We start from the raw sequence: 22,194 nt of genomic DNA, 5'->3' as shown, positions 1-22,194 counted from the left end.
GCGGTGCCGTGGCCCGACTAGGCTGGGCGCGGCCGACCAGACGAGTGGAAGAAGGAGCGGTCCGTGCGCCCAGGTGGACAGCCGAACATGCAGCAGATGCTGAAGCAGGCGCAGAAGATGCAGCAGCAGATCGCGAAGGCCCAGGCCGAGCTGGCCGAGGCGGAGCTGACCGGCACCGCCGGCGGGGGCCTGGTCACCGCTACGGTCGCCGGTACCGGTGAGCTGAAGGCGATCAAGATCGACCCGAAGGCGGTCGACCCGGAGGACGTCGAGACGCTCGAGGACCTGGTGGTCGCCGCAGTGCACAACGCCGCCGAGGCGGCCCGCGAGCTGACCGAGAAGAAGATGGGCCCGGTCGCGGGCGGCATGGGCGGCCTCAGCCTGCCCGGGTTCTGAGCCGGCAGATGTACGAGGGTGCCATCCAGGATCTGATCGACGAGCTGGGCCGGCTGCCGGGCGTGGGCCCGAAGAGCGCCCAGCGGATCGCGTTCCACGTGCTGTCGGCGGATCCGGCCGACGTGAACCGGCTGGCCGGCGCGCTGCGCAAGGTCAAGGACCTGGTCCGGTTCTGCACGACCTGCTACAACGTGGCCGAGTCGGAGCAGTGCCGGATCTGCCGCGACCCACGGCGCACCGACGAGGTGCTCTGTGTGGTCGAGGAGCCGAAGGACGTGGTGGCGATCGAACGGACCGGCGAGTTCCGGGGGCGCTACCACGTGCTCGGCGGCGCGATCAATCCGCTGGAGGGCATCGGCCCGGACAACCTGCGGATCCGTGAGCTGATGACCCGCCTCGGCGGCGGCGAGGTCCGCGAGCTGATCCTCGCCACCGACCCGAACACCGAGGGCGAGGCGACGGCCACCTATCTGGCGCTGATGGTCAAGCCGATGGGGATCGCGGTGACCCGGCTCGCGAGTGGACTGCCGGTCGGCGGCGACCTGGAGTACGCCGACGAGATCACGCTGGGCCGGGCCTTCGAGGGCCGACGGGCCGTCTGAATCGAGCCGTGCCGCCTCCGGCGGGTGCCCTGCGGGGTGCCCGCCGGACGTGTCTCCGGGCCGGACCGGGATGTCCGTCGATCTGACAGGAACGTGCGTCCGGGACCGGATCGACGTAATAAATTCGGCCTTCTGGCCGACGAAACCTCGGCAGTGTAAGTGATTCTCCTTCGATTCGTATGCCTCGTTGCGGAACAGACACGATTCGATACCAACCCGCCCCCCGCCCGTTTCCGCGCCGTCCACCCGAGGGCTAAGGTCTGCGCACATCGGTGACCCTGTCACCACGTTGTCCGTACCCCCAAGGACGAGGTGAAGCACCATGCGTGCATCCAGGCCGAAGGTCGCAATCGCGGCCGTCGCGGTCGCGGCCCTCGCGGTTGCAGGCTGCGCCGAGAGCGACCGTGAGAGTGGCTCCGGAGATAGCAAGAAGGACACCCTCGTCTTCGGCGTCGCCGGAGACCCGAAGGTGCTCGACCCCAGCTTCGCCAGCGACGGTGAGTCGCTGCGCGTGGCGCGCCAGGTCTTCGAGACCCTGGTCCGTCCGGAGGAGGGCGGCACCAAGGTGACGCCGGGCCTCGCCGAGTCCTGGACGCCGGATGCGGCGGGCACGACCTGGACCTTCAAGCTCCGCTCGGGCGTCAAGTTCCACGACGGCACCGACTTCAACGCCGAGGCCGTCTGCGCCAACTTCGACCGCTGGTACAACGCCAAGGGCCTCATGCAGAGCCCGGACGTGACCGCGTACTGGCAGGACGTCATGGGCGGGTTCGCCAAGAACGAGAACCCGGACCTGCCGCCGAGCCTCTTCAAGTCCTGCACCGCCAAGGACGCCACCACTGTGGATCTAGCGTTCACCCGGGTCTCCAGCAAGATCCCGGCCGCGCTCATGCTGCCGTCGTTCTCGATCCAGAGCCCCAAGGCGATGGAGCAGTACGACGCCAGCAACGTGACCGGCACCGCCGAGGACATCAAGTACCCGGCGTACGCGATGGAGCACCCGACCGGCACCGGCCCGTTCAAGTTCAAGGCGTGGGACGTCGCGAACAAGACGCTCACCATCGAGCGCAACGACGACTACCACGGCGACAAGGCCAAGCTGAAGACCATCATCTTCAAGACGATCTCGGACGAGAACGCCCGCAAGCAGGCGCTCCGCTCGGGTGACATCCAGGGCTACGACCTGGTCGGCCCGGCGGACGTGGAGCCGCTGAAGAAGGAGGGCTTCAACGTCCTCACCCGGCCCGCCTTCAACATCCTCTACCTGGCGATCAACCAGAAGGGGAACCCGAAGCTGGCCGACCTGAAGGTCCGGCAGGCCATCGCGCACGCGCTGAACCGGCAGGCCCTTGTCGACTCGAAGCTGCCCCCGGGCGCCAAGGTCGCGATGAACTTCTTCCCGGACACCGTCGAGGGCTGGAACGGCGACGTCACCAAGTACGACTACGACCCCGCCAAGGCGAAGGCCCTGCTGGCCGAGGCCGGCGCGTCGAACCTGACGCTGAAGTTCCACTACCCGACCGAGGTCACCCGGCCGTACATGCCGAACCCGAAGGACATCTTCGAGCTGCTCTCGGCGGACCTCAAGGCGGTCGGCATCAACGTCCAGGCCATCCCGCTGAAGTGGAGCCCGGACTACCTCAACGCCACCACCTCCGGCAACAAGCACGACCTGCACTTCCTCGGCTGGACCGGTGACTACGGCGACGCGTACAACTTCATCGGCACCTTCTTCGACCGCCCGAAGGACGAGTGGGGCTTCAACAACCCCGCGCTCTTCGCGCAGTTCAAGGACGCCGACACCACCGCCGACGCGGCGGCCCGTACGGAGAAGTACAAGGCACTGAACAAGTCGATCATGGACTTCCTGCCGGGTGTGCCGATCTCGCACTCCCCGCCGGCGATCGTGTTCGGCAAGGACGTGACCGGGATCAAGGCGAGCCCGCTCACCGACGAGCGGTACGCGACCGCAGAGTTCAAGTGATCTGAAGGCACCGTACGCGGGCGGGCGCTGTGACCACAGCGCCCGCCCGCACCCCTCCGCACACCCTCCGAGGCGCCCGTGTTCCGGTTCATCATCAGACGCCTGCTACAGCTGATACCCACGCTGTTCGGGCTCTCCGTCCTGCTGTTCATCTGGCTCCACCGACTTCCCGGCGGGCCCGAGACCGCGATCCTCGGTGAACGGGGCACGCCCGAGACGCGCGCCGCCATCCGGCGCAACCTCGGCCTCGACGAGCCGATCCTGGTCCAGTACGCGCGCTTCCTGCGGCGGATGATCCGGCTCGACCTGGGCACCTCGACCGGTACGAAGCGGGCCGTCACCACGGAGTTCGTGGAACGGTTCCCCGGCACCGTCGAACTGACGATCATGGCCATGATCCTCGCGGTCGGCATCGGCATCCCGCTCGGCTACCTGGCCGCCCGCCGCCGGGGCCGGTTCCTCGACCACGCCTCGGTCGGCGGATCGCTCATCGGCATCTGCATCCCGGTCTTCTTCCTGGCGTACGTGCTCAAGGCGATCTTCGCGGAGAACCTGGGCTGGTTCCCCTCCAGCGGCCGGCAGGACCCGACCATCGGGGCGACCCGGGTCACCAACTTCTTCGTCCTCGACGGGCTCATGACCCGCGAGTGGGACGCCGCCGCCGACGCGCTCTGGCACCTCGTGCTGCCCGGTATCGCGCTCGCCAGCATCCCGCTCGCGATCATCGTCCGGATCACCCGGGCCAGCGTGCTGGAGGTGTTGAACGAGGACTTCGTCCGCACCGCCGAGGCCAAGGGCCTGACCGAACGGACCGTCCGCCGCCGGCACGTGCTGCGTAACGCCATGCTGCCGGTGGCCACCTCGATCGGTCTCCAGACCGGTCTCCTGCTCTCCGGCGCGGTGCTCACCGAGACCGTGTTCGCGTTCAGTGGCATCGGCGCGTTCGTCGCCGAGTCGATCAGCCAGCGCGACTACCCGGTGCTGATGGGCTTCATCATGATCATTGCGGTGGTGTACGTGCTGGTGAATCTCCTGGTCGACCTCTCCTACAGCGTGATCGACCCGAGGGTGAGGGTGCGATGACCATCACCGGAGGAAAGAAGCGCGAGAAGATCGACCGGCTCGCCGAGCTGTCCGCCCGCGAGGACGAGCAGGGGGTGAGCCTCTGGAAGGAGGCGTTCCGCCGCCTGCGGCGCAACCCGGCGGCCATCATCGGCGTGGTCATCCTGGCCGTCTTCGTCCTGGTCGCGGTCATCGGGCCGTTCTTCGTCCCGTACAGCCCGACGGACTCCGTCGGCATCCGGGAAGGGCTGGTCAAGTCCGGCCAGGGCATCATCCCGGGCGCCTCCGCCGACCACTGGCTCGGCTTCGACCACCAGGGCCGGGACGAGTTCAGCCGGCTCATCGTCGGCGCGCGGCAGACGCTGCTCGTCGGCGTGGTCTCCACCCTGATCGGCCTCGCGGTCGGCGCGCTGATCGGCGGCGTCGCCGGTGCCGCAGCCGGCCTCGGCGGGCGCTGGGGCCGCTGGATCGACACCACCCTGATGCGCTTCATCGACATGCTGCTGGCCATGCCGAGCCTGCTGCTCGCGGTGAGCATCGCGGCGCTGCTCGGCGCCAGCCTCACCACCGTGATGATCGCCGTCGGTGTGGTGTCGGTGCCGATCTTCGCCCGGCTGCTGCGCGGCTCGATGATCGCGCAGGCCAACAGCGACTACGTGCTGGCCGCGACGTCGCTGGGCGTGAAGCGGTCCAAGATCGCCCTCACCCACGTGGTGCCGAACTCGATCGCCCCGGTCATCGTGCAGGCCACGCTGACGCTGGCCACCGCGATCATCGAGGCGGCCGCGCTGTCCTTCCTCGGTCTCGGCAACCCCGACTCGGCCATCCCGGAGTGGGGCGTCATGCTCGCCGACGCGCAGCCGTACCTGGGCATCCGGCCGGGCCTGGCGATCTATCCGGCGCTCGGCATCATCATCACCGCGCTGGGGTTCACCCTGCTCGGTGAGGCGATGCGCGAGGCCCTCGATCCGAAGCTGCGGAAGTAGGTCGGAAATGGCACTGCTCGAAGTGGACGACCTCTCCGTCACGTTCGCCCGTCGTGGGCAGCGCACCGTGCACGCGGTGGACGGGGTGTCCTTCTCGGTCGACGCCGGCGAGGTGGTCGGCCTGGTCGGCGAGTCCGGCTGCGGCAAGAGCGTCACGTCGCTGGCGATCATGGGCCTGCTGCCCAAGCAGCCGGGCCTGCGCGTGGGCGGCAAGGCCGTCTTCGACGGCACCGACCTGCTCCAGCTCGACGACCGGTCGCGCCGCGACATCCGCGGCCGGGACGTGGCGATGATCTTCCAGGACCCACTGTCCTCGCTGAACCCGGTCATCCCGATCGGGCTCCAGGTGACCGAGGTGCTGGCCCGGCACCGGGGCATGAAGGGCGAGGCGGCCACCAAGGAGGCGGCCGCCCTGCTCGACCGGGTGGGCATCCCGGACCCGCGGCGCCGGCTCAAGGAATACCCGCACCAGCTCTCCGGTGGCATGCGGCAGCGGGCGCTGATCGCCATGGCTGTCGCCTGCCAGCCCCGACTGCTGATCGCCGACGAGCCGACCACCGCGCTCGACGTCACCATCCAGGCGCAGATCCTGGAGCTGCTGAAGGACCTGGTCCGGGACTCCGGCACCGCACTGGTGATGATCACCCACGACCTGGGCGTGGTCGCCGGCATGTGCGACACCATCAACGTGCTCTACGCCGGCCGGGTGGTGGAGACGGCCACCCGCCGTCCGCTGTTCCGCCAGCCCCGGCACCCGTACACCGAGGGGTTGCTCGGTTCGGTGCCGCGCCTGGACGCCGGCCGCGGTGAACGGCTCAACCCCATTCCCGGCTCGGTGCGCGACGTGCTGCCCTGGCCGGACGGCTGCGCGTTCGCCCCGCGCTGCGCCCGCCGCGTCGACGCCTGCGTGGGCGAGCCGCCGGAGCTGGTGATCACCCACGACGCCCGCAGCTACCGCTGCGTCAACCCGGTGCCGGTTCCCGGCCTGACCCCGGAGGCGGACGCCCGCGCGACCGCGCCGACGACCACCGAACCGGGTGCGGTGCCGGCCCAGGCCGAACCGGCCGACCCGCCCGCCGTGCCCGGCTTCGGACCGGCTCCGCGCGAGGAGGAGACCCCATGAGCGACAACGACATCCTCGTCGAGGTCCGCGACCTGAAGGTGCACTTCCCGATCCGCCGGGGTGTGCTCTTCGACCGGACCGTCGGGCACGTCAAGGCGGTCGACGGGGTCGACCTGAGCATTCCGCGCGGCAAGACGTACGGGCTGGTGGGCGAATCGGGCTGCGGCAAGTCCACGCTCGGCCGGGCGCTGCTCCAGCTCAACCCGCCGACCAGCGGCGAGGTGAAGTTCGACGGCGTCGAGCTGACCACGCTGCCAGCCGGCAAGCTGCGCACGATGCGCCGCCGGATGCAGATGATCTTCCAGGACCCGATGTCCAGCCTGGACCCGCGGCAGAACGTCGAGTCGATCCTCACCGAGGGCCTCCAGACCCACGGCATCGGTGCCAACCGGGACGACCGGCGGCGGATCATCGGCGAGACGCTCGACGCGGTGGGCCTGCCCAAGTGGGCGCTGTCCCGCTACCCGCACGAGTTCTCCGGCGGCCAGCGCCAGCGCATCGGTATCGCGCGCGCCCTGGTGCTCGGCCCGGAGCTGATCGTCGCCGACGAGCCGGTCTCCGCGCTGGACGTGTCGATCCAGGCGCAGGTGGTCAACCTGCTCGACGAACTCCAGGACAGCCTCGGCCTGACCTACCTGGTCATCGCGCACGACCTGGCCGTGGTGCGGCACATCTCCGACATCGTCGGCGTGATGTACCTGGGCGCGCTGGTGGAGGAGGCGCCGAGCGACCGGCTCTACATCGAGCCGATGCACCCGTACACCAGGGCGCTGATGTCGGCGGTGCCGGTGCCGGACCCGGACGTGGAGGACCGGCGTGAGCGTATCCTGCTCGCCGGTGACCTGCCCTCGCCGGCGAACCCGCCGTCGGGCTGCCGGTTCCACACCCGCTGCCCGTGGGCGCAGCCGACCCGCTGCGCCGACGAGCGGCCGGAACTGCGCCAGATCGGCGCCAGCCGGGTGGCCTGCCACTGGGCCGAGCAGATCGCCGCCGGCGAGCTGCGCCCGCACGAGGTGACCGCGAAGATCACCCGGCCGGAGGGCGAGGGCGAGGAGCCGGGCGTGGTCTCCGCGCCGAGCGAGCCCGGCTCGTACGTCTGACACGACGAAGCGCGTCCCCACCCGACCCGGGTTGGGGACGCGCTTGTCCGTCGGTCAGCCCTCGGGGCGGTTGAGCAGGCCCACCGCGATCGTGTGCACGGCGTCCAGCGCGGCCGGGTCGGCCAGCGGCGCGGAACCGCCGGTGACCGCGTACCACTCGTCGGCGTCCTTGTACTGCACCCGCAACGTCACCCGGCCGTCGGCGTGCTCGGTGCGCAGCGTCAACTCGCCGGTCACCACGCCCACCTCGTCCGTCATGACCCCGCCCGGACCGGCGGTGATGTCGGTGCTGCGGTCCGACGGACCGGCCGGCGCGCCCCCGGCCGGAGCACCCGGCACCGCGTCGGCGGTCATGCCCGCCCCGGCCACGTCGGCGGACGCCGGCTGCCGGCCGTCCGCCGTCATCCCGGCCGAGGCCGGACCGGCGGGTGCGGACTCCGGGGCCGGTGCGCCGCCTGCCGCCGGGGCCGGTGTGGCGTCCGGCCCGGTCACGGTTTGCTCGCCCATGTGCAGCCCTCCAGCATGTCGGTGAGAGCGGCCTTCTCGGCACTTGTCACAGTCAGCCGCCAGTAGTGCTTGACCGTCACCCAGTCCGCCGCGTACTGACACCAGGACGACCGGTTCGGCGGCTTCCACTGGGACGGATCCTGGTCACCCTTTGCCCGGTTGGACCGCGCCGAAACCGCGATGAGCTGCGGCCGGGTCAGGTCGTTGGCGAAGTCGCCGCGCTTCGAGTCGTCCCACTCGTCCGCACCCGACCGCCACGCGGCGGCCAGCGGCACGGTGTGGTCGATGTCCACGTCCGACGGATCGTTGAGCACCACACCGTCGTAGACGCTCTCCCACCGGCCGCCCACCACGTTGCAGCCGGACAGCTTGATGCCCTCGCCGTCGCGTTGCAGCACGCTGTCGCGTACGTCGCAGTTCTTGCCGGTGCCGCGCCAGTGCGGGAAGCGGGAACGGCTGTAGCCCTTCATCGACCCGGCCGTGGCCACTGTGAGCTCACCGAGCTGCTTGTTGACGTTCCCGGCGGCGCTCGGTGGCGCCTCCGGCTCGGTGACCGACACGTCGCAGCCGGCCACGCCGAGGGCGAGCACCGCGCTCAGCGCGGCCGCCAGCCCGGCTCGGGCTCCTGATCTCGTACGCACAGACGACACCTCTCCAGCTTGCGTGCTCCGGGCGAGTCCGCACAGTACCCGGCGGCGGTTTCCGCGATTCGTGGCGTCGAGGATGGGCGGCGGGCAGAGTGGTGAGACGTGACCGCACCCGCTCCCGCGCTGCGTACCGGCTCCGCCGCCGGACGCGGCACACTGCTCGCCGCGATCCTCGCCTCCGGCATGGTGTTCCTCGACAGCACCGTGGTGAACGTCGCGTTGCCGCGCCTCGGCGCCGAACTCGACGCCACAGTCGCCGGTCTGCAGTGGACCGTGAACGGCTACCTGCTCATGCTCGCCGCGTTCGTGCTGCTCGGCGGCGCGCTCGGCGACCGGTTCGGCCGGCGGCGCGTCTTCCTGCTCGGCGTGGTCTGGTTCGCGGTCGCGTCGGTGCTCTGCGGGCTGGCCCAGGACACCGGCTGGCTCGTCGCCGCCCGCTTCCTCCAGGGGGCGGGCGGCGCGCTGCTCACCCCCGGCTCGCTGTCCGTGCTCCAGGCCAGCTTCCACCCGGACGACAGGGGCCGCGCCATCGGCACCTGGTCCGGACTGTCCGGGGTGTCCACCGCGCTCGGCCCGCTGCTCGGCGGATGGCTCATCGACGCGCTCTCCTGGCGGTGGATCTTCTTCGTCAACCTGCCGCTCGCAGTCGGCGTGGTGCTCGCCGTGCTGCGCTGGGTACCGGAGAGCCGGGACGAGGAGGCGTCGCGTACCGGGGAGGGGCGTCGGTTCGACGTGGCCGGTGCGCTGCTCGGCGCGCTCGCGCTCGGCGGCGTCACGTACGCGCTGATCGACGCGCCGGCGCGCGGCCTGGACTCCTCGGCGGTGCTGGTCGCGGCGGTGCTCGGGGTGGTCGCCGTGGTGGTGTTCGTGCTGGTCGAGCGGCGGCGCGGTGACACCGCGATGCTGCCCACCGGGCTGTTCTCCAGCCGGCTGTTCTCGGTGCTGAACGTCTTCACCGTGGTGGTGTACGCGGCGCTCGGCGGGTTCACCTTCTTCCTCGCCGTCTACCTGCAGAACGTGGTCGGCTGGTCGGCGCTGCTCACCGGCCTGGCCACGGTGCCGATGACGGTGCTGCTGCTGGTCGGTTCGCCGCGCGCCGGCGCGCTGTCGGCCCGCATCGGCCCCCGGCTGCCGCTCACCGTCGGCCCGGTGATCGCCGCCGTGGGCCTGCTGCTGTTGCGGCGGGTGGGGCCGGGTGCGTCGTACTGGGTGGACGTGCTGCCGGGCGTGGCGCTGTTCGGCGCCGGGCTCACGCTCGTGGTGGCGCCGCTGACCACGTCGGTGCTCGGCGCCGTCTCGGACCGGTTCGCCGGGGTGGCGAGCGGCTTCAACAACGCCGCCTCCCGGGCCGGTGGCCTGCTCGCGGTGGCCGCGTTGCCGCTGCTGGTGGGGCTGTCGGGCACCGGGTACGAGCAGAAGGGCGCGCTCGCCGACGCGTACCGGGGGGCGCTGGCGTGGTGCGCGGGGCTGCTGCTCGCCGGCGCGGTGCTCGCCGCCGTGCTGATTCACCGCCCGCCGAAGCAGCGCGGGGGCCCGGCCTGAAGCCGGGCCCCCGCGTCGCCGGAATCAGGCGCGGGTGCGGTTCACCGCGCTCGTGACCGCCTTGATCGAGGCGGTGACGATGTTGGCGTCCACCCCGACGCCCCACACCGTACGGCCGTCCACCTCGCACTCGACGTACGCGGCGGCCTGCGCGTCCCCACCGGAGGACAGCGCGTGCTCGTGGTAGTCGAGCACCCGTACCGCCACGCCCAGGGACTGCAACGCGTTGACGTACGCGTCGATCGGGCCGTTGCCGACGGCGGTGAGCGCGCGGGTCTCGCCGCCGAAGCCGACGCGGGCGTCGATCTCGACCTTGCCGTCGACGGTGCCGATGGTGTAGTCGGCCAGCTTCACGGCCGGGTCGACCTGGTGGTCGACCAGGTAGTTGCGGGCGAAGATCTCCCACATGGCGCCCGGCTCGACCTCGCCACCGTCGTGGTCGGTGACCTGCTGCACCACGCCGGAGAACTCGATCTGGAGGCGGCGGGGCAGGTCGAGCTGGTGCTCGGTCTTCATGATGTACGCGACGCCGCCCTTGCCGGACTGCGAGTTGACCCGGATGACCGCCTCGTAGGTGCGGCCCAGGTCCTTCGGGTCGATCGGCAGGTAGGGGACGGCCCAGGTGAAGTCGTCGACCGGCACCCCGGCCGCCGTCGCGTCGGCGTTCAGCGCGGCGAAGCCCTTGTTGATCGCGTCCTGGTGCGAGCCGGAGAACGCGGTGTAGACCAGGTCGCCCGCGTACGGGTGGCGCTCGTGCACCGGCAGCTGGTTGCAGTACTCGACGGCGCGCTTGATCTCGTCGATGTTCGAGAAGTCGATCATCGGGTCGATGCCCTGGGAGAACATGTTCAGGCCCAGCGTCACCAGGTCGACGTTGCCGGTGCGCTCGCCGTTGCCGAACAGGCAGCCCTCGATCCGGTCGGCGCCGGCCAGCAGGCCCAGCTCGGCGGCCGCCACGCCGGTGCCCCGGTCGTTGTGCGGGTGCAGGCTCAGCACCAGGCTGTCCCGCCGGGGCAGGCGCCGGTGCATCCACTCGATCGAGTCGGCGTAGACGTTCGGCATCGCCATCTCGACGGTGGCCGGCAGGTTGATGATCAGCTTCCGGTCCGGCGTCGGGTCGATCACGTCGATGACCGCCGAGCAGACCTCCAGCGCGTACTCCAGCTCGGTGCCCGTGTACGACTCCGGCGAGTACTCGTAGTGGATGTCGGTGTCCGGGGTGTGGATCTCCGCGTACTTCTGGCACAGCCGCGCGCCCTGCGTGGCGATGTCGGTGATGCCGTCGCGGTCCAGACCGAAGACCACCCGGCGCTGCAGCGTCGAGGTGGAGTTGTAGAAGTGCACGATGGCCCGGCGGGCGCCGCGCAGCGACTCGAAGGTCCGCTCGATCAGGTGCTCCCGGCACTGGGTCAGCACCTGGATGGTGACGTCCTCGGGAATCAGGTCCTGCTCGATCAGCTGCCGTACGAAGTCGTAGTCGGTCTGGCTCGCCGACGGGAAGCCGACCTCGATCTCCTTGTAGCCCATCTGCACCAGCAGCTGGAACATCCGGCGCTTGCGCTCGGGCGACATCGGGTCGATCAGGGCCTGGTTGCCGTCGCGGAGGTCGACTGCGCACCAGCGGGGCGCGGCCTCGACGCGGCGGGTCGGCCAGGCGCGGTCCGGCAGGTCGACGCCGAACTCACGGTCGTACGGAACGTAGCGGTGGACCGGCATCCGGCTGGGGCGCTGGCGGGCGAACGGATCGGTCTCGGTGACAGGTTGAGCCATCTCGGAGTGCTCCCTGGAACATGTGGCGTCAGCAGATCGGAAAGGTGTCGGCGAGTTGCCGGGCGACGGTGCGCGGCGGTGCCGAGAAGAAGATCGGATGTGCTGGACGGCGCGTTTCTACTCCGCGACGAGGTGCCGGCCGGTCAGGCCTCGTCGCGGCAGCCAAGGAGAAGGTACGCGCGCCACATGACAAGGTCACCCTACGTGGTGGGACGGGCGGTGGGAAGGCTGGTCCGGACTATGGGACCAGAGTCACGGAGTCGGAGGGCTTCGCCACGCCCGGTAGCCGAGGCGTCAGTTCCGCCCGGGTCACCGCGGGCACGATCGCCAGTCCGACCAGGATGAAGATCGCCGCGGCCGGGTACCAGCCCCAGCCGCCGGTGCTCACGCCGAGCGCGGTCAGCCCGGCCGGAGCGATCAGGAACTGCAACTGGGAGCCGAGCCCGAACGCGCCGACGTACGCGCCGCGCTGGGCGGCGGGCGGTAGCGTGGCGGTGAGTCCCCAGGCGCCCGCCGACTCGATCAGCTCCGCCAGGATGAGCAGCGTCGCGGCGGCCACCAGCGCGACCACGGTGAGCGCTCCCCGGGTCGCGCCGGAAATCGGCAGGACCAGGCAGAACAGGGCGATCAGAACCGCGCCCCGACGGGACGCCCGGGCCGCGCCCGCCGCGTCGTCCGCGCCCCGGCTGGCGCGTACCTGGAACAGCACGATCAGCACGGTGTTGAGCAGCACCAGCGCGGCGATGATCGTCTTCGGCGCGTCGGTGTGGGTGAGGATCCACAGCGGCATCACCGTCAGGTAGAGCGTCTGGTGCGCGGTGAGCAGCCCGGAGAGCAGCGCGACGGTCATGAACGGCCGGTCCCGCAGCACCGCCAGCCGGCTCATCGGCTCGGCCGTGCGGGTCACCTCCGGCAGCCGGGGCAGCCGGCGGACGAAACCGGCGGTCACCAGGAAGACCGCGGCGATGAACCAGACCATCCCGCGGTACGCCCAGATCGTGTCGACGGCCAGCACCAGGCCGCTGATCAGCGCGCCGATCCCGAAGCCGACGTTCAGCGAGGAGCGCTGGTAGGCCATCGCGGTGACCCGTTCCTCCGGGCGCAGCACGTTTATCGAGTAGACCTGGCGGGCCACGCCGGTCGCCGCGCCCGTCACGGCCAGCGCGATCACCACCGCGAGGAACCCGGCGAAGCCGCCGACGAACGGGTACGCCGCGAACAGCGCCGCGTCCAGCAACAGGCAGACGATCCACACCCGCTGCGGCCCGTACCGGTCGGTGAGCCCGCCCAGCGGCACGGTGCCGAGCAGGGACGCGCCGGCGGCGAGGGAGAGGCCGAGACCCACCTGGGCCGGACTCAGCCCGAGCGCCCGGGTGAAGAAGACGGCGCTGCCCGCCTGGAACAGTCCGGTGCCGACGGCGTAGACCATCGCCTGCACGGCCAGGACGCGGGTCAGCCCGGCCGGCGGTACGACGTCGCGGACGGCGGTGCGGATGCTCTCTCTGGCTCCCATGACCGATGAGCAGATCGTGCCCCCCACGTGCCGGTCGAGCCTTTTAGGCTGAGCCGAATCGGGGGGTGCGCATGTCCGAGTTGCGGTTCACGCCGGCCGACGTCGCGGGCGTCCGGTTCGGTGTGTCGCCGGCCAACGAGACGGTCATGAGCATGTGGGCGCTCGCCGCTCCGGCCCGCTATCCGGTGCACCTGCCGTGGATCGACCGGGCCCGGGCGACGCTGCGCCGCCCGGAGGTGGCCGAGCGCGTCGCTCCGCTGGTGCATCTCACCCTGCCGCGCCGCTGGCTGCCCGACTTCCTCACCCCGGCGGCCCGCCCGGGGGTGGAGATGGACGGCCAGCTCGACCAGATCGCCGCGACGCCGCCCGACGTGGTGGTCCGGGACCTGCTGGCGACCACGCCGAGCGGGCCGCTGCGCCCGTTCGGGCGGGCGTTGCTCGCCGACCCGGCCGAGCTGTTGCCGCGGCTCGTCGAGGCGATGCGGGTCTGGTACGACGAGGCGATCGCCCCGGACTGGCCGCGGATGCGGGCGGTGCTCGACGCCGACGTCGCGTATCGAGCGGCCCAGCTCGCCGAGGGCGGGACGGGGAAGCTGTTCGAGCGGCTCCACCCCGACCTGCGGTGGCTCGGCGACCGGGTGGTCAGCGACGACCCGTTCGAGCGGGACTTCGACCTGCGGGGGCGAGGGCTGGCGTTGAACCCGAGCGTGTTCAGCCGCCAGCGGGTGCTGTGGAACCTGCTGGAGGACTCGTTGCCCGCCGCGGCGTACCCGGTGCGGGCGGTCGGGACGCTGTGGGAACGCGGACCTGAACCGGCCGGCGACGCGCTCGCCCGGGTGGTCGGCGGCGGCCGGGCCGCCCTGCTGAACCTGCTCGACGCGGCGACGACCACCACGGACCTCGCCCGGCTCACCGGGCTGTCCGCCGGGAACGTGTCCCAGCACCTCTCCGCGCTGCACGCCGCCGGTCTGGTCACCCGGTCCCGGGCCGGGCGGCACGTGCTCTACCGCAACAGCGAGGTGGGTGCCGCGTTGCTCCGCGCGGCGCGGGGCTGCTGAGCGGGACGCGTCAGGGCGTGCCGGGGCTCGGGGCGTCCCGGCTGACCGGCTCGCCGTCGGTCACCGCGCCGGCCAGCTCGACGGTGCCCGGCGCGGCGCCGGGCTCGCCGGTCAGCGTCAGCGTGCCGAACCCGGCCCGTACCGCCGCCGGTGTGCCGTCCTCCCGGAAGCAGTAGATACCCACGTCGAGCGGCGCGTTCAGCGACGCCGAGGTGCTGTCGACCGTGTAGCACGGGCCGCCGGTGCCGGGCAGCGGCTCGGCGGGGGAGACCGCGAGCGGCGCGCGCCTGTCGGTCAGCACCTCCAGCCAGTCGGTGAACGGGTGCTGTACCCGGGGGTCGAGCCGGCGCGGCACGGCGTCGTCGGCGTCGCCGAGGCGCACGCAGGTCGCCGCCTGGGTCCAGCCGGCCGAGGGCAGCGCGCACTGGAACAGCCCGTCCGAGGTGCCGGCGAGCGAGACGTCCACCGTGCCGGCGTGTCCCCAGCCGGGCACGTCGACCCGCCAGCTGCCGTCGTTGGCGCTGGTGAAGGCAACCGTGCGGGGCGTGCCCTCGGCGGGGGTGAACGCGTACGTGGCGGTGAGGTGGCGGTCCTGCGCCGCGGCGGCCAGCCCGGCCAGTTCCTCGCGGGCGGCGTCGACCTGCACCGGGACCGGGTCGGCGGTGCCGGTGGGCGCCGCCTCGGGGTTGCCGCCGTCGCAGGCGGCCAGCAGTACCGGCAGGGTGAGCGCGAGCACGCCGGTCAGGCGGGCCGCACGTCGATGAGCGTGCACCGGCTCATTCTGCGTCGTGGGGAGGGTTCAGGTCAGCCCACCGTACGGCTGTACCGCTTGGCGTGTCGCGTCCTTCCGGGCTGGTGAGCCGCCCCACGCCGGGGCCGGATGGTGGGATCACCCGACCCGGCGTCGCGGGCCGCCCGATAGGCTGAGGCGGTCTGACACGCGCCGCCGGACCGAGAGCGCCGGCGGCGTCGGCACGCTCAGGGTCGTCGCTGGGAGGGAGTGCACCGTCGTGGCACTCGTGGTGCAGAAGTACGGCGGGTCCTCCGTCGCCAACGCCGAGCGGATCAAGCGGGTGGCCGAGCGCATCGTGGCCGCCCGCAAGGCCGGCGACGACGTGGTAGTCGTGGTGTCCGCCATGGGCGACACCACCGACGAACTGCTCGACCTGGCCAACCAGGTCAGCCCGCTGCCGCCGGGCCGCGAGCTGGACATGCTGCTCACCGCCGGGGAGCGGATCTCCATGGCGCTGCTCGCCATGGCCATCCACAACCTGGGGTACGAAGCCCGCTCGTTCACCGGTTCCCAGGCCGGCGTGATCACCACCTCGGTGCACGGCCGGGCCCGGATCATCGACGTGACCCCGGGGCGGCTCAAGGGCGCGCTGGACGAGGGCGCGGTGGTCATCGTCGCCGGTTTCCAGGGCGTCTCGCAGGACACCAAGGACGTGACCACGCTCGGGCGGGGCGGCTCGGACACCACCGCAGTGGCGCTCGCCGCCGCGCTGGAGGCGGACGTCTGCGAGATCTACACCGACGTGGACGGCATCTTCAGCGCCGACCCGCGCATCGTGCCGAACGCCCGGCACATCAAGCAGATCACCTACGAGGAGATGCTGGAGCTGGCCGCCTGCGGCGCGAAGGTGCTGCATCTGCGCAGCGTCGAGTACGCGCGGCGCGCGGGCTTGCCGATCCACGTCCGTTCGTCATACTCGACCAACACCGGCACGATGGTCACCGGATCGATGGAGGACCTTCCTGTGGAACAGGCACTGATCACCGGGGTCGCCCACGACCGCAGCGAAGCGAAGATCACGATCGTCGGCGTGCCCGACGAGCCGGGCGCCGCCGCGTCGATCTTCGACACCGTGGCCGGCGCGGAGATCAACATCGACATGATCGTGCAGAACGTGTCCACCGAGGGCACCGGTCGCACGGACATCTCGTTCACGCTGCCCAAGGCCGACGGCCCGACCGCGATGACCGCGCTCAGCAAGATCCAGGAGTCGGTCAAGTTCAAGGGCCTGCTGTACGACGACCACGTCGGCAAGGTCTCGCTGATCGGCGCGGGCATGCGCTCGCACCCGGGCGTGGCCGCCGGCTTCTTCGCCGCCCTCGGCGCGGCCGGCGTGAACATCGAGATGATCTCCACGTCGGAGATCCGGGTCTCCGTGGTCTGCCGCGACACCGACCTGGACAAGGCGGTCCGCGCCATCCACGACGCCTTCGAGCTGGGTGGTGACACCGAAGCCGTCGTCTACGCCGGCACCGGGCGGTAACGCGCCGTGGCGTCGCTGCCCACCCTCGCCGTGGTCGGGGCGACAGGTGCCGTCGGTACGGTGATGTGCCAGATCCTCTCCTCCCGGCGCAACGTGTGGGGCGAGATCCGGCTGCTCGCCTCCGAGCGGTCGGCCGGCCGGCGCATGCAGTGCCGGGGCGAGGAACTGACCGTCCAGGCGCTCACCGCCGACGCGCTCGACGGCGTCGACGTGGCGATGTTCGACGTGCCGGACGACGTCTCCGCGCAGTGGGCCCCGGTCGCCGCCGCGCGCGGCGCGGTGGTGGTGGACAACTCCGGCGCGTTCCGGATGGACCGCGACGTCCCGCTCGTGGTCCCCGAGATCAACCCCGAGCAGGTACGCAACCGGCCCAAGGGGATCATCGCCAACGCCAACTGCACCACGCTGGCGATGATCGTGGCGGTCGCGCCGCTGCACCGCGAGTACGGCCTGCGCGAGCTGGTGCTCGCGTCGTACCAGGCGGTCTCCGGGGCGGGTCAGGCCGGTGTGGACGCGCTGCACCTCCAGCTCGGCAAGATCGCCGGCGATCGGGTGCTCGGTTCCCGGGCCGGTGACGTGCGACAGGCGGTCGGTGACGAGCTGGGTCCGTTCCCGGCGCCGCTGGCGCTCAACGTCGTCCCGTGGGCGGGCTCGCTGGCAGACGGCGGCTGGTCGTCGGAGGAGATGAAGCTGCGCAACGAGTCGCGCAAGATCCTCGGGCTGCCCGACCTCAAGGTGTCCGCCACCTGCGTACGGGTACCGGTGGTGACCGGTCACTCGGTCGCCGTGCACGCGGTCTTCGCCACCGAGGTGGACGCCGAGGGTGCCCGCGAGGTGCTGCGCAACGCGCCGGGCGTGATCCTGGTCGACGACCCGGCGGCCGGGGAGTTCCCGATGCCGATCGACGCGGTCGGCACCGACCCGTCGTGGGTGGGCCGCATCCGCCGAGCGGTCGACGACCCGAGAGCCCTCGACCTGTTCGTGACCGGCGACAACCTCCGCAAGGGCGCCGCCCTCAACACCGCCCAGATAGCCGAACTCCTGGCCAAGGACCTGACCCGCCCATAAAGCCCCGCCCCCGCCCCCGCCCCCGCCCCGCGCCCGCCCAGAGCCCGTCGATCATGAAGTTGACGGCAATCACCGCCCGGCGGTTTCTAGGCTTCAGTGCAACTGATCTTGGTTGGGCTGGAGGGGCTGGTGGCGAGGCCGGGTGTGATGACGTTCGGGCATCGGCAGGTGTTGGAGCATCTGTGGGGGTCGGGTCGGACGATCTCGCAGATCGCGGAGGTTCTCGGGGTGCCGGTGTGCACGGTGTCGCGGGAGGTGGCGCGGAACAACAGTGCGCGGCACGGGACGAAGAACCCGCTCGGGCGGTCACTGCCGTCCGGGCGGGCTCGGCGTCCGTATCGGTGGGGGTATCAGGCGCAGTGGGCGCAGCGGCGTTCTGACGGGGCCCGGCGGCGGCCGGTGGTCTCGAAGTTGGCGGCGGGCACGCGGCTGCGGCAGGTGGTGGCGGGGAAACTGGCGCGTAGGTGGTCTCCGAAGCAGATCGCCGCGTGGTTGCGGGCCACGTTCGCCGACCGGCCGGAGTTGCAGGTGTCCCACGAGACGATCTACCAGGCGATCTATGTGCAGTCGCGGGGCAGCCTGCGGGCGGAGTTGACCCGGCAGGTGGCGCTGCGCTCGGGTCGCACCCAGCGGCGCCCGCAGTCGCGGGCCGCGGGTGCCGCCCGTAGTCGGCGGCCCTGGATCGGGGACCTGCGGATCAGTAACCGGCCGGCTGAGGCTGCCGACCGGGCGGTGCCCGGGCACTGGGAAGGTGACCTGGTCATCGGCAAGGCCGGAGCCTCGGCGATCGTGACCCTGGTGGAACGGACCACCCGCTATGTGATGCTCGGCGCGCTGCCTCACGGCCGCGACAGCGAAGCCGTCATCGGTGTCCTCACCGCCCTGGCAGCCCGCATGCCGGCACACCTGCGCCGGTCGCTGACCTGGGACCAAGGCACGGAAATGGCCACCCACCCGGTGTTCACCGTCGCCACCGGCTGCCCGGTCTACTTCTGCGACCCCCACAGCCCCTGGCAACGCGGCACCAACGAGAACACCAACGGGCTCCTACGCCAGTACTTCCCCAAAAGCAGCTACGACTTCCGCGCCATCGACCAGCGCGGCCTGGACCACGTCGCCCACGAACTCAACACCCGGCCCCGCGAAACGCTGGGCTGGAACACCCCAGCCCAACGCCTCGCACAACTCATCACCACCTGACGATTGCACTCACCCCTTGACCCCGCCCCCGATTTGTCACCGCCAACTCCATGATCGACGGCTGGGAGAGGGGGGAGGCGGGGAGAGGGCGGGGTGGGTCAGGCGGCGGAGAGGTGGACTCCGTCTCGGCCGTGGCGCTTCACCGCGTAGAGGGCCTGGTCGGCTCGGTGCAGGGTGCGCTCGAGGGACTCGCCGGGTCGCGGCAGGGCGACGCCGACGCTGATCGTCCGGCCGGTACGGCGGGCCGCCTCGGTGAGCCGTTCGGCGATCCGGACCGCCTCCTCCGGGCGGCTCACCTCGATCACCGCCACGAACTCGTCGCCGCCGGTCCGGTACAGCTCGTCGCCCTGGCGCAACGCGCCCTCCAGAGCCCGGGCCAGCCCCACCAGCAGCCGGTCGCCGGCCTGGTGGCCGTACGTGTCGTTGACGTCCTTGAACCCGTCCACGTCGATCGCCAGCAGCGCGGTACGCCCCGGCGTCGCGGTGGCGATCCGCTGCCCGAACGGGCCGGTGTGCCGCAGGCCGGTGAGCGGGTCCGAGCTGGCCTGCTCGCGCAGCCGGGCGAGCGTACGCAGCCGGTCCAGGCAGGTCCACGCCTGCCCGGCGAGCAGCTCGATCAGGTTGACAGTGGTCGGGTCGGGTCGCAGGCGCTGCTCGTCGGCCACGAGCAGCACGCCACCGGAGGCCGGTGTGCCGACCGGCACCGCCACCAGCGTGCGCGCGCCGGCCCGGGTCAGCGGCAGGTACTCGTCGGTGGGCGGGTGGCCCGCCTCGCCCAGCGTGTACGCCGAGCCGTACCGGTGGGCCCGGTCGATCATGCGGTCCAGCGCTACCGGTCCGGCCTCGTCCAGCTCGGCCCGGATCCGTGCCTCCAGGTCGCCCGGGGTGCCGGTGGGCGCGCCGAGGCGCGGGCCGCGCCGGCCGGTGAGCACCAGCACGGCGGCGGAGAGCGCCGACACGTCCCGGGCCGCGGCGAGCGCGGCGGTCATCAGGTCCCAGTCGGTCGGCGCGGCGGTGAACGCGGCGGCGTGCCGGAGCAGCTTCTCGCTGCGGCTCTCGGCCGGCGGCCCGCCGAGCGCGGCGATCCGCCCGCCGAGGCGGTCGGCCACCAGTTCTGCTGTCTCCCGCCACGCCGCGAGCACGACCGGCTCGCTCCACTGGAGGTCGAGCACCCCGATCGGACGGCCGTCCGGGTCGCGTACCGGCACGCAGAGTTCGGCGGTGACGTCCGGGCGGACCTCGAGGTAGTCGGGGTCGGCGCCGACGTCGGGCACGGCGGCGGTGATCCCGGAGGCGTAGACCCGCCGCACCACAGAGGGTTCGGGCCGGTGGCGGCCCGGCGGGGCGCCGTCGGCGGTGGCCGGCACGTGCGAGAAGACCTGCCAGGCACCGGTCGCGGCGACGCAGCGCAGACGGTCGTGGACGCGCAGCAGGACGGTGGCGGTCGCCGGGGTGTGCCGGGCGAGCGCGGCGACGGTCCACTGGCACGCCTCCGGGACGGTCGACGCCGTGGGGAGGCGCACCGTGACGTCGCGGAGGACTCGCTCGTGGTCCACGTCGTTCCTGCTCGGAGGGGGTCGGGTCGCGATCAAGCGTACTCAGCGCAACCGCCACCGACCTTCGTACACATGTGCTATCCACAGGCTGTGGACGCAGCCTGTGGGCAGAATCGGGCCTGCGCGGGGAGGCCGCGCGGCGATAGCGTGAAGGCCCGGGCACCCGAGGAGGCGGCCGATGCTCATCGCCCAGCTCAGCGACCCGCACGTGACCACCGGCCCGCTCGCGGCCGACCCGGCGTCCGGGCTGCACCGGGCGCTCGGCACGGTGCTCGCGCTGCGGCCCCGGCCCGACTGCGTGGTGATCACCGGTGACCTCACCGCCAACGGCCGCCCGGACGAATACCTCGCCCTGCGCGAGATCGTCGGCGCGTTCCCGCTGCCTGTGCACCTGGTGACCGGCAACCACGACGACCGCGAGTCGCTGCTCGACACGTTCGGCGGCACCCCCTACCTGGCCGGTGGCTTCTCGGCGCACTACCACGTCGACCTGCCGGACGCGACGCTCGTGGTGCTCGACTCGCTCACCCCGGGCAGCCCCGGCGGGCGGCTCGGCGACGAGCAGCTCGCCTGGCTGGACAGGGTGCTCGCCGGGCGCACCGACGCGCCCGCCGTCGTGTGCCTGCACCATCCGCCGGTCGCCGTGGGCGTGCCGGGCATGGACGCGATGGGCCTCGCCGACGCCGACGCGCTCGCCGCCGTGGTCGGCCGTCACCCCCATGTCGTACGCGTCGCCGCGGGTCACCTGCACCGTCAGGTGACGAGCGCGTTCGCCGGTACGGTGCTGACCACCGCGCCGAGCACCTGGATCCAGGTGAGCCTCAGCATGACCGAGGAGGAGGAGCCGGGGTTCGTCGCCGAGCCCACAGCCTTCCTGCTGCACCTGATCGCCGGCGGCGGCTGCGTGACGCACACCGTCCAGGTCAGCCACGCCGCCGGGCGCACCTGCTGGTTCTGAGTCGCGCCGCCGATGCTCTGGTACGTCGCGTACGGCTCGAACCTGTACGCCGCGCGGCTCGACTGGTATCTGCGTGGCGGGTGTCCACCGGGCGGGCTGCGCACGTACCCCGGCTGCCGGGACCGCCGGCCGCCACGCGGGACGGTTCCGGTGCTGATTGACGGCGGCGTCTACTTCGCCGGCGAGTCGCGGGCCTGGACCGGCGGCATGGCGTTCTACGACCCGCTGCTGCCCGGGCGGGCGGCGGCGCGCGGCTACCTGGTGACAGTCGAGCAGTTCGCGGACATCGCCGCGCAGGAGATGTACCGGCCGCCCGGCGCCGACCTGGCCGGGATCCTCGCGGCGGTCGAGACCGGGCGGGCGAGGCTCGGGCCGGGCCGCTACGAGACGCTGCTGCGCGTCGGCGTCCACGAGGGCCTGCCGATGCTCACGTTCACCGCGCCGCACCGGGCGGTGGAGGTGCGGTGGACCCGCCCCGCGCCGATCTATCTCGGAATGCTGGCGCGCGGGCTGCGCGAGGCGCACGGCTGGGACGCCGCGCAGACCGTCGGCTACCTGGCGGGCCGGCCGGGGGTCGCCGGGCGGTGGACCCGGCCGGCGTTGCGCACGTTGGTCGCCGCCGCTCACAGCGGGTTTCCAACCGGCACGCCCGGCAGTGAGTCGAGTTCGGACAGTTCGCTCGATATGCCGGGCCGTCGTACATGAACGACCGTTCGGTCCGCGATGGGTGTCCGGCAGGAGGTGATTCCGGCAAGGACGGTTGCCAGCGCAACGAATTCCGCGTGACATGAGCGTCGGCGCCGGCTCCCTGTCCCTGGGAGCCGGCGCCTTCGACGGCGGCGGGCA

20 protein-coding genes are annotated in these 22,194 nt (G+C 71.9%); 14 read left to right on the top strand and 6 right to left on the bottom strand.

The window, feature by feature from the left end; translation table 11 throughout:
- Nucleotides 1-87: 87 nt before the first annotated feature.
- The 7 genes from O7611_RS27205 (at nt 88) to O7611_RS27175 (ending at nt 7,253) form a co-directional block, all read left to right on the top strand.
- The gene (locus O7611_RS27205; RefSeq protein ID WP_228533033.1) at nt 88-396 is read left to right on the top strand and encodes a YbaB/EbfC family nucleoid-associated protein; all 309 of its coding nucleotides are present in this window, start codon (nt 88-90) and stop codon (nt 394-396) included.
- An 8-nt stretch (nt 397-404) separates the two neighbouring features.
- Nucleotides 405-998 carry a recombination mediator RecR gene (gene recR, locus O7611_RS27200; protein WP_013289050.1) on the top strand — a complete coding sequence of 198 codons (594 nt, stop codon included), beginning with the start codon at nt 405-407 and terminating at the stop codon, nt 996-998.
- 322 nt (nt 999-1,320) lie between these two features.
- Complete coding sequence (locus O7611_RS27195) at nt 1,321-2,982, top strand: ABC transporter substrate-binding protein (RefSeq protein ID WP_194803308.1); 1,662 nt, start codon at nt 1,321-1,323, stop codon at nt 2,980-2,982.
- Between the two features lie 78 nt (nt 2,983-3,060).
- On the top strand, nt 3,061-4,065 hold the full coding sequence (locus tag O7611_RS27190) for an ABC transporter permease (protein ID WP_194803309.1): 1,005 nt from the start codon (nt 3,061-3,063) through the stop codon (nt 4,063-4,065).
- On the top strand, nt 4,062-5,030 hold the full coding sequence (locus O7611_RS27185) for an ABC transporter permease (protein WP_269697796.1): 969 nt from the start codon (nt 4,062-4,064) through the stop codon (nt 5,028-5,030). Before O7611_RS27190 ends, O7611_RS27185 begins: the two co-directional genes overlap by 4 nt.
- A 7-nt stretch (nt 5,031-5,037) precedes the next feature.
- Nucleotides 5,038-6,153, top strand: coding sequence for an ABC transporter ATP-binding protein (locus O7611_RS27180; RefSeq protein WP_194803311.1), 1,116 nt, complete (start codon nt 5,038-5,040; stop codon nt 6,151-6,153).
- Nucleotides 6,150-7,253 carry an ABC transporter ATP-binding protein gene (locus O7611_RS27175; protein WP_269697795.1) on the top strand — a complete coding sequence of 368 codons (1,104 nt, stop codon included), beginning with the start codon at nt 6,150-6,152 and terminating at the stop codon, nt 7,251-7,253. Before O7611_RS27180 ends, O7611_RS27175 begins: the two co-directional genes overlap by 4 nt.
- Nucleotides 7,254-7,307: 54 nt before the next feature.
- Here the strand turns inward: O7611_RS27175 and O7611_RS27170 are convergent, their stop codons facing one another.
- Together O7611_RS27170 and O7611_RS27165 are read right to left on the bottom strand one after the other, a co-directional pair.
- Nucleotides 7,308-7,760 carry a hypothetical protein gene (locus tag O7611_RS27170; protein WP_194803313.1) on the bottom strand — a complete coding sequence of 151 codons (453 nt, stop codon included), beginning with the start codon at nt 7,758-7,760 and terminating at the stop codon, nt 7,308-7,310.
- A complete protein-coding gene (locus O7611_RS27165) occupies nt 7,742-8,401 on the bottom strand; it encodes an HNH endonuclease family protein (protein WP_013474959.1) in 660 nt (219 codons plus the stop codon). The genes O7611_RS27170 and O7611_RS27165 overlap by 19 nt, the downstream gene beginning before the upstream one ends.
- A gap of 108 nt (nt 8,402-8,509) precedes the next feature.
- On the opposite strand from O7611_RS27165, the gene O7611_RS27160 reads away from it, so the two are divergent.
- A complete protein-coding gene (locus tag O7611_RS27160) occupies nt 8,510-9,949 on the top strand; it encodes an MFS transporter (RefSeq protein WP_269697794.1) in 1,440 nt (479 codons plus the stop codon).
- Nucleotides 9,950-9,973: 24 nt separating this feature from the next.
- Here O7611_RS27160 and leuA read toward each other — a convergent pair whose 3' ends face one another.
- Nucleotides 9,974-11,719, bottom strand: coding sequence for a 2-isopropylmalate synthase (gene leuA, locus O7611_RS27155; protein ID WP_194803315.1), 1,746 nt, complete (start codon nt 11,717-11,719; stop codon nt 9,974-9,976).
- A gap of 238 nt (nt 11,720-11,957) precedes the next feature.
- Nucleotides 11,958-13,232, bottom strand: a complete 1,275-nt coding sequence (locus O7611_RS27150; protein ID WP_194803316.1) for an MFS transporter — start codon at nt 13,230-13,232, stop codon at nt 11,958-11,960.
- A 71-nt stretch (nt 13,233-13,303) separates the two neighbouring features.
- On the opposite strand from O7611_RS27150, the gene O7611_RS27145 reads away from it, so the two are divergent.
- A complete protein-coding gene (locus O7611_RS27145) occupies nt 13,304-14,290 on the top strand; it encodes a DUF5937 family protein (RefSeq protein WP_269697793.1) in 987 nt (328 codons plus the stop codon).
- Nucleotides 14,291-14,300: 10 nt separating this feature from the next.
- Here O7611_RS27145 and O7611_RS27140 read toward each other — a convergent pair whose 3' ends face one another.
- On the bottom strand, nt 14,301-15,062 hold the full coding sequence (locus tag O7611_RS27140; RefSeq protein WP_269697792.1) for a hypothetical protein: 762 nt from the start codon (nt 15,060-15,062) through the stop codon (nt 14,301-14,303).
- 238 nt (nt 15,063-15,300) lie between these two features.
- On the opposite strand from O7611_RS27140, the gene O7611_RS27135 reads away from it, so the two are divergent.
- The 3 genes from O7611_RS27135 (at nt 15,301) to O7611_RS27125 (ending at nt 18,834) form a co-directional block, all read left to right on the top strand.
- The gene (locus tag O7611_RS27135) at nt 15,301-16,566 is read left to right on the top strand and encodes an aspartate kinase (protein WP_135242401.1); all 1,266 of its coding nucleotides are present in this window, start codon (nt 15,301-15,303) and stop codon (nt 16,564-16,566) included.
- A 6-nt stretch (nt 16,567-16,572) separates the two neighbouring features.
- Complete coding sequence (locus tag O7611_RS27130) at nt 16,573-17,634, top strand: aspartate-semialdehyde dehydrogenase (RefSeq protein ID WP_194803318.1); 1,062 nt, start codon at nt 16,573-16,575, stop codon at nt 17,632-17,634.
- A gap of 96 nt (nt 17,635-17,730) precedes the next feature.
- On the top strand, nt 17,731-18,834 hold the full coding sequence (locus tag O7611_RS27125; RefSeq protein ID WP_194803567.1) for an IS30 family transposase: 1,104 nt from the start codon (nt 17,731-17,733) through the stop codon (nt 18,832-18,834).
- A 98-nt stretch (nt 18,835-18,932) separates the two neighbouring features.
- Here O7611_RS27125 and O7611_RS27120 read toward each other — a convergent pair whose 3' ends face one another.
- On the bottom strand, nt 18,933-20,390 hold the full coding sequence (locus O7611_RS27120; RefSeq protein ID WP_269697791.1) for a GGDEF domain-containing protein: 1,458 nt from the start codon (nt 20,388-20,390) through the stop codon (nt 18,933-18,935).
- A 178-nt stretch (nt 20,391-20,568) separates the two neighbouring features.
- Between O7611_RS27120 and O7611_RS27115 the strand changes: the two genes are divergently transcribed.
- Complete coding sequence (locus tag O7611_RS27115) at nt 20,569-21,348, top strand: phosphodiesterase (RefSeq protein ID WP_269697790.1); 780 nt, start codon at nt 20,569-20,571, stop codon at nt 21,346-21,348.
- 12 nt (nt 21,349-21,360) lie between these two features.
- Nucleotides 21,361-22,053, top strand: a complete 693-nt coding sequence (locus O7611_RS27110; protein ID WP_269697789.1) for a histone deacetylase — start codon at nt 21,361-21,363, stop codon at nt 22,051-22,053.
- Nucleotides 22,054-22,194: the final 141 nt, after the last annotated feature.

This window comes from Micromonospora sp. WMMC273, assembly GCF_027460285.1.
Lineage (GTDB): Bacteria > Actinomycetota > Actinomycetes > Mycobacteriales > Micromonosporaceae > Micromonospora > Micromonospora aurantiaca.
This window is presented reverse-complemented; position numbering and strand designations above follow the sequence as displayed.

What these genes read in the sequence shown, in the direction of transcription:
- O7611_RS27110 (WP_269697789.1), top strand. Translation starts at nt 21,361, where the DNA reads ATGCTCTGGTACGTCGCGTACGGCTCGAACCTGTACGCCGCGCGGCTC.
- recR (WP_013289050.1), top strand. Translation starts at nt 405, where the DNA reads ATGTACGAGGGTGCCATCCAGGATCTGATCGACGAGCTGGGCCGGCTG.
- O7611_RS27205 (WP_228533033.1), top strand. Translation starts at nt 88, where the DNA reads ATGCAGCAGATGCTGAAGCAGGCGCAGAAGATGCAGCAGCAGATCGCG.
- O7611_RS27175 (WP_269697795.1), top strand. Translation starts at nt 6,150, where the DNA reads ATGAGCGACAACGACATCCTCGTCGAGGTCCGCGACCTGAAGGTGCAC.
- O7611_RS27180 (WP_194803311.1), top strand. Translation starts at nt 5,038, where the DNA reads ATGGCACTGCTCGAAGTGGACGACCTCTCCGTCACGTTCGCCCGTCGT.
- O7611_RS27150 (WP_194803316.1), bottom strand. Translation starts at nt 13,232, where the DNA reads ATGGGAGCCAGAGAGAGCATCCGCACCGCCGTCCGCGACGTCGTACCG.
- O7611_RS27145 (WP_269697793.1), top strand. Translation starts at nt 13,304, where the DNA reads ATGTCCGAGTTGCGGTTCACGCCGGCCGACGTCGCGGGCGTCCGGTTC.
- O7611_RS27185 (WP_269697796.1), top strand. Translation starts at nt 4,062, where the DNA reads ATGACCATCACCGGAGGAAAGAAGCGCGAGAAGATCGACCGGCTCGCC.
- leuA (WP_194803315.1), bottom strand. Translation starts at nt 11,719, where the DNA reads ATGGCTCAACCTGTCACCGAGACCGATCCGTTCGCCCGCCAGCGCCCC.
- O7611_RS27195 (WP_194803308.1), top strand. Translation starts at nt 1,321, where the DNA reads ATGCGTGCATCCAGGCCGAAGGTCGCAATCGCGGCCGTCGCGGTCGCG.
- O7611_RS27115 (WP_269697790.1), top strand. Translation starts at nt 20,569, where the DNA reads ATGCTCATCGCCCAGCTCAGCGACCCGCACGTGACCACCGGCCCGCTC.
- O7611_RS27170 (WP_194803313.1), bottom strand. Translation starts at nt 7,760, where the DNA reads ATGGGCGAGCAAACCGTGACCGGGCCGGACGCCACACCGGCCCCGGCG.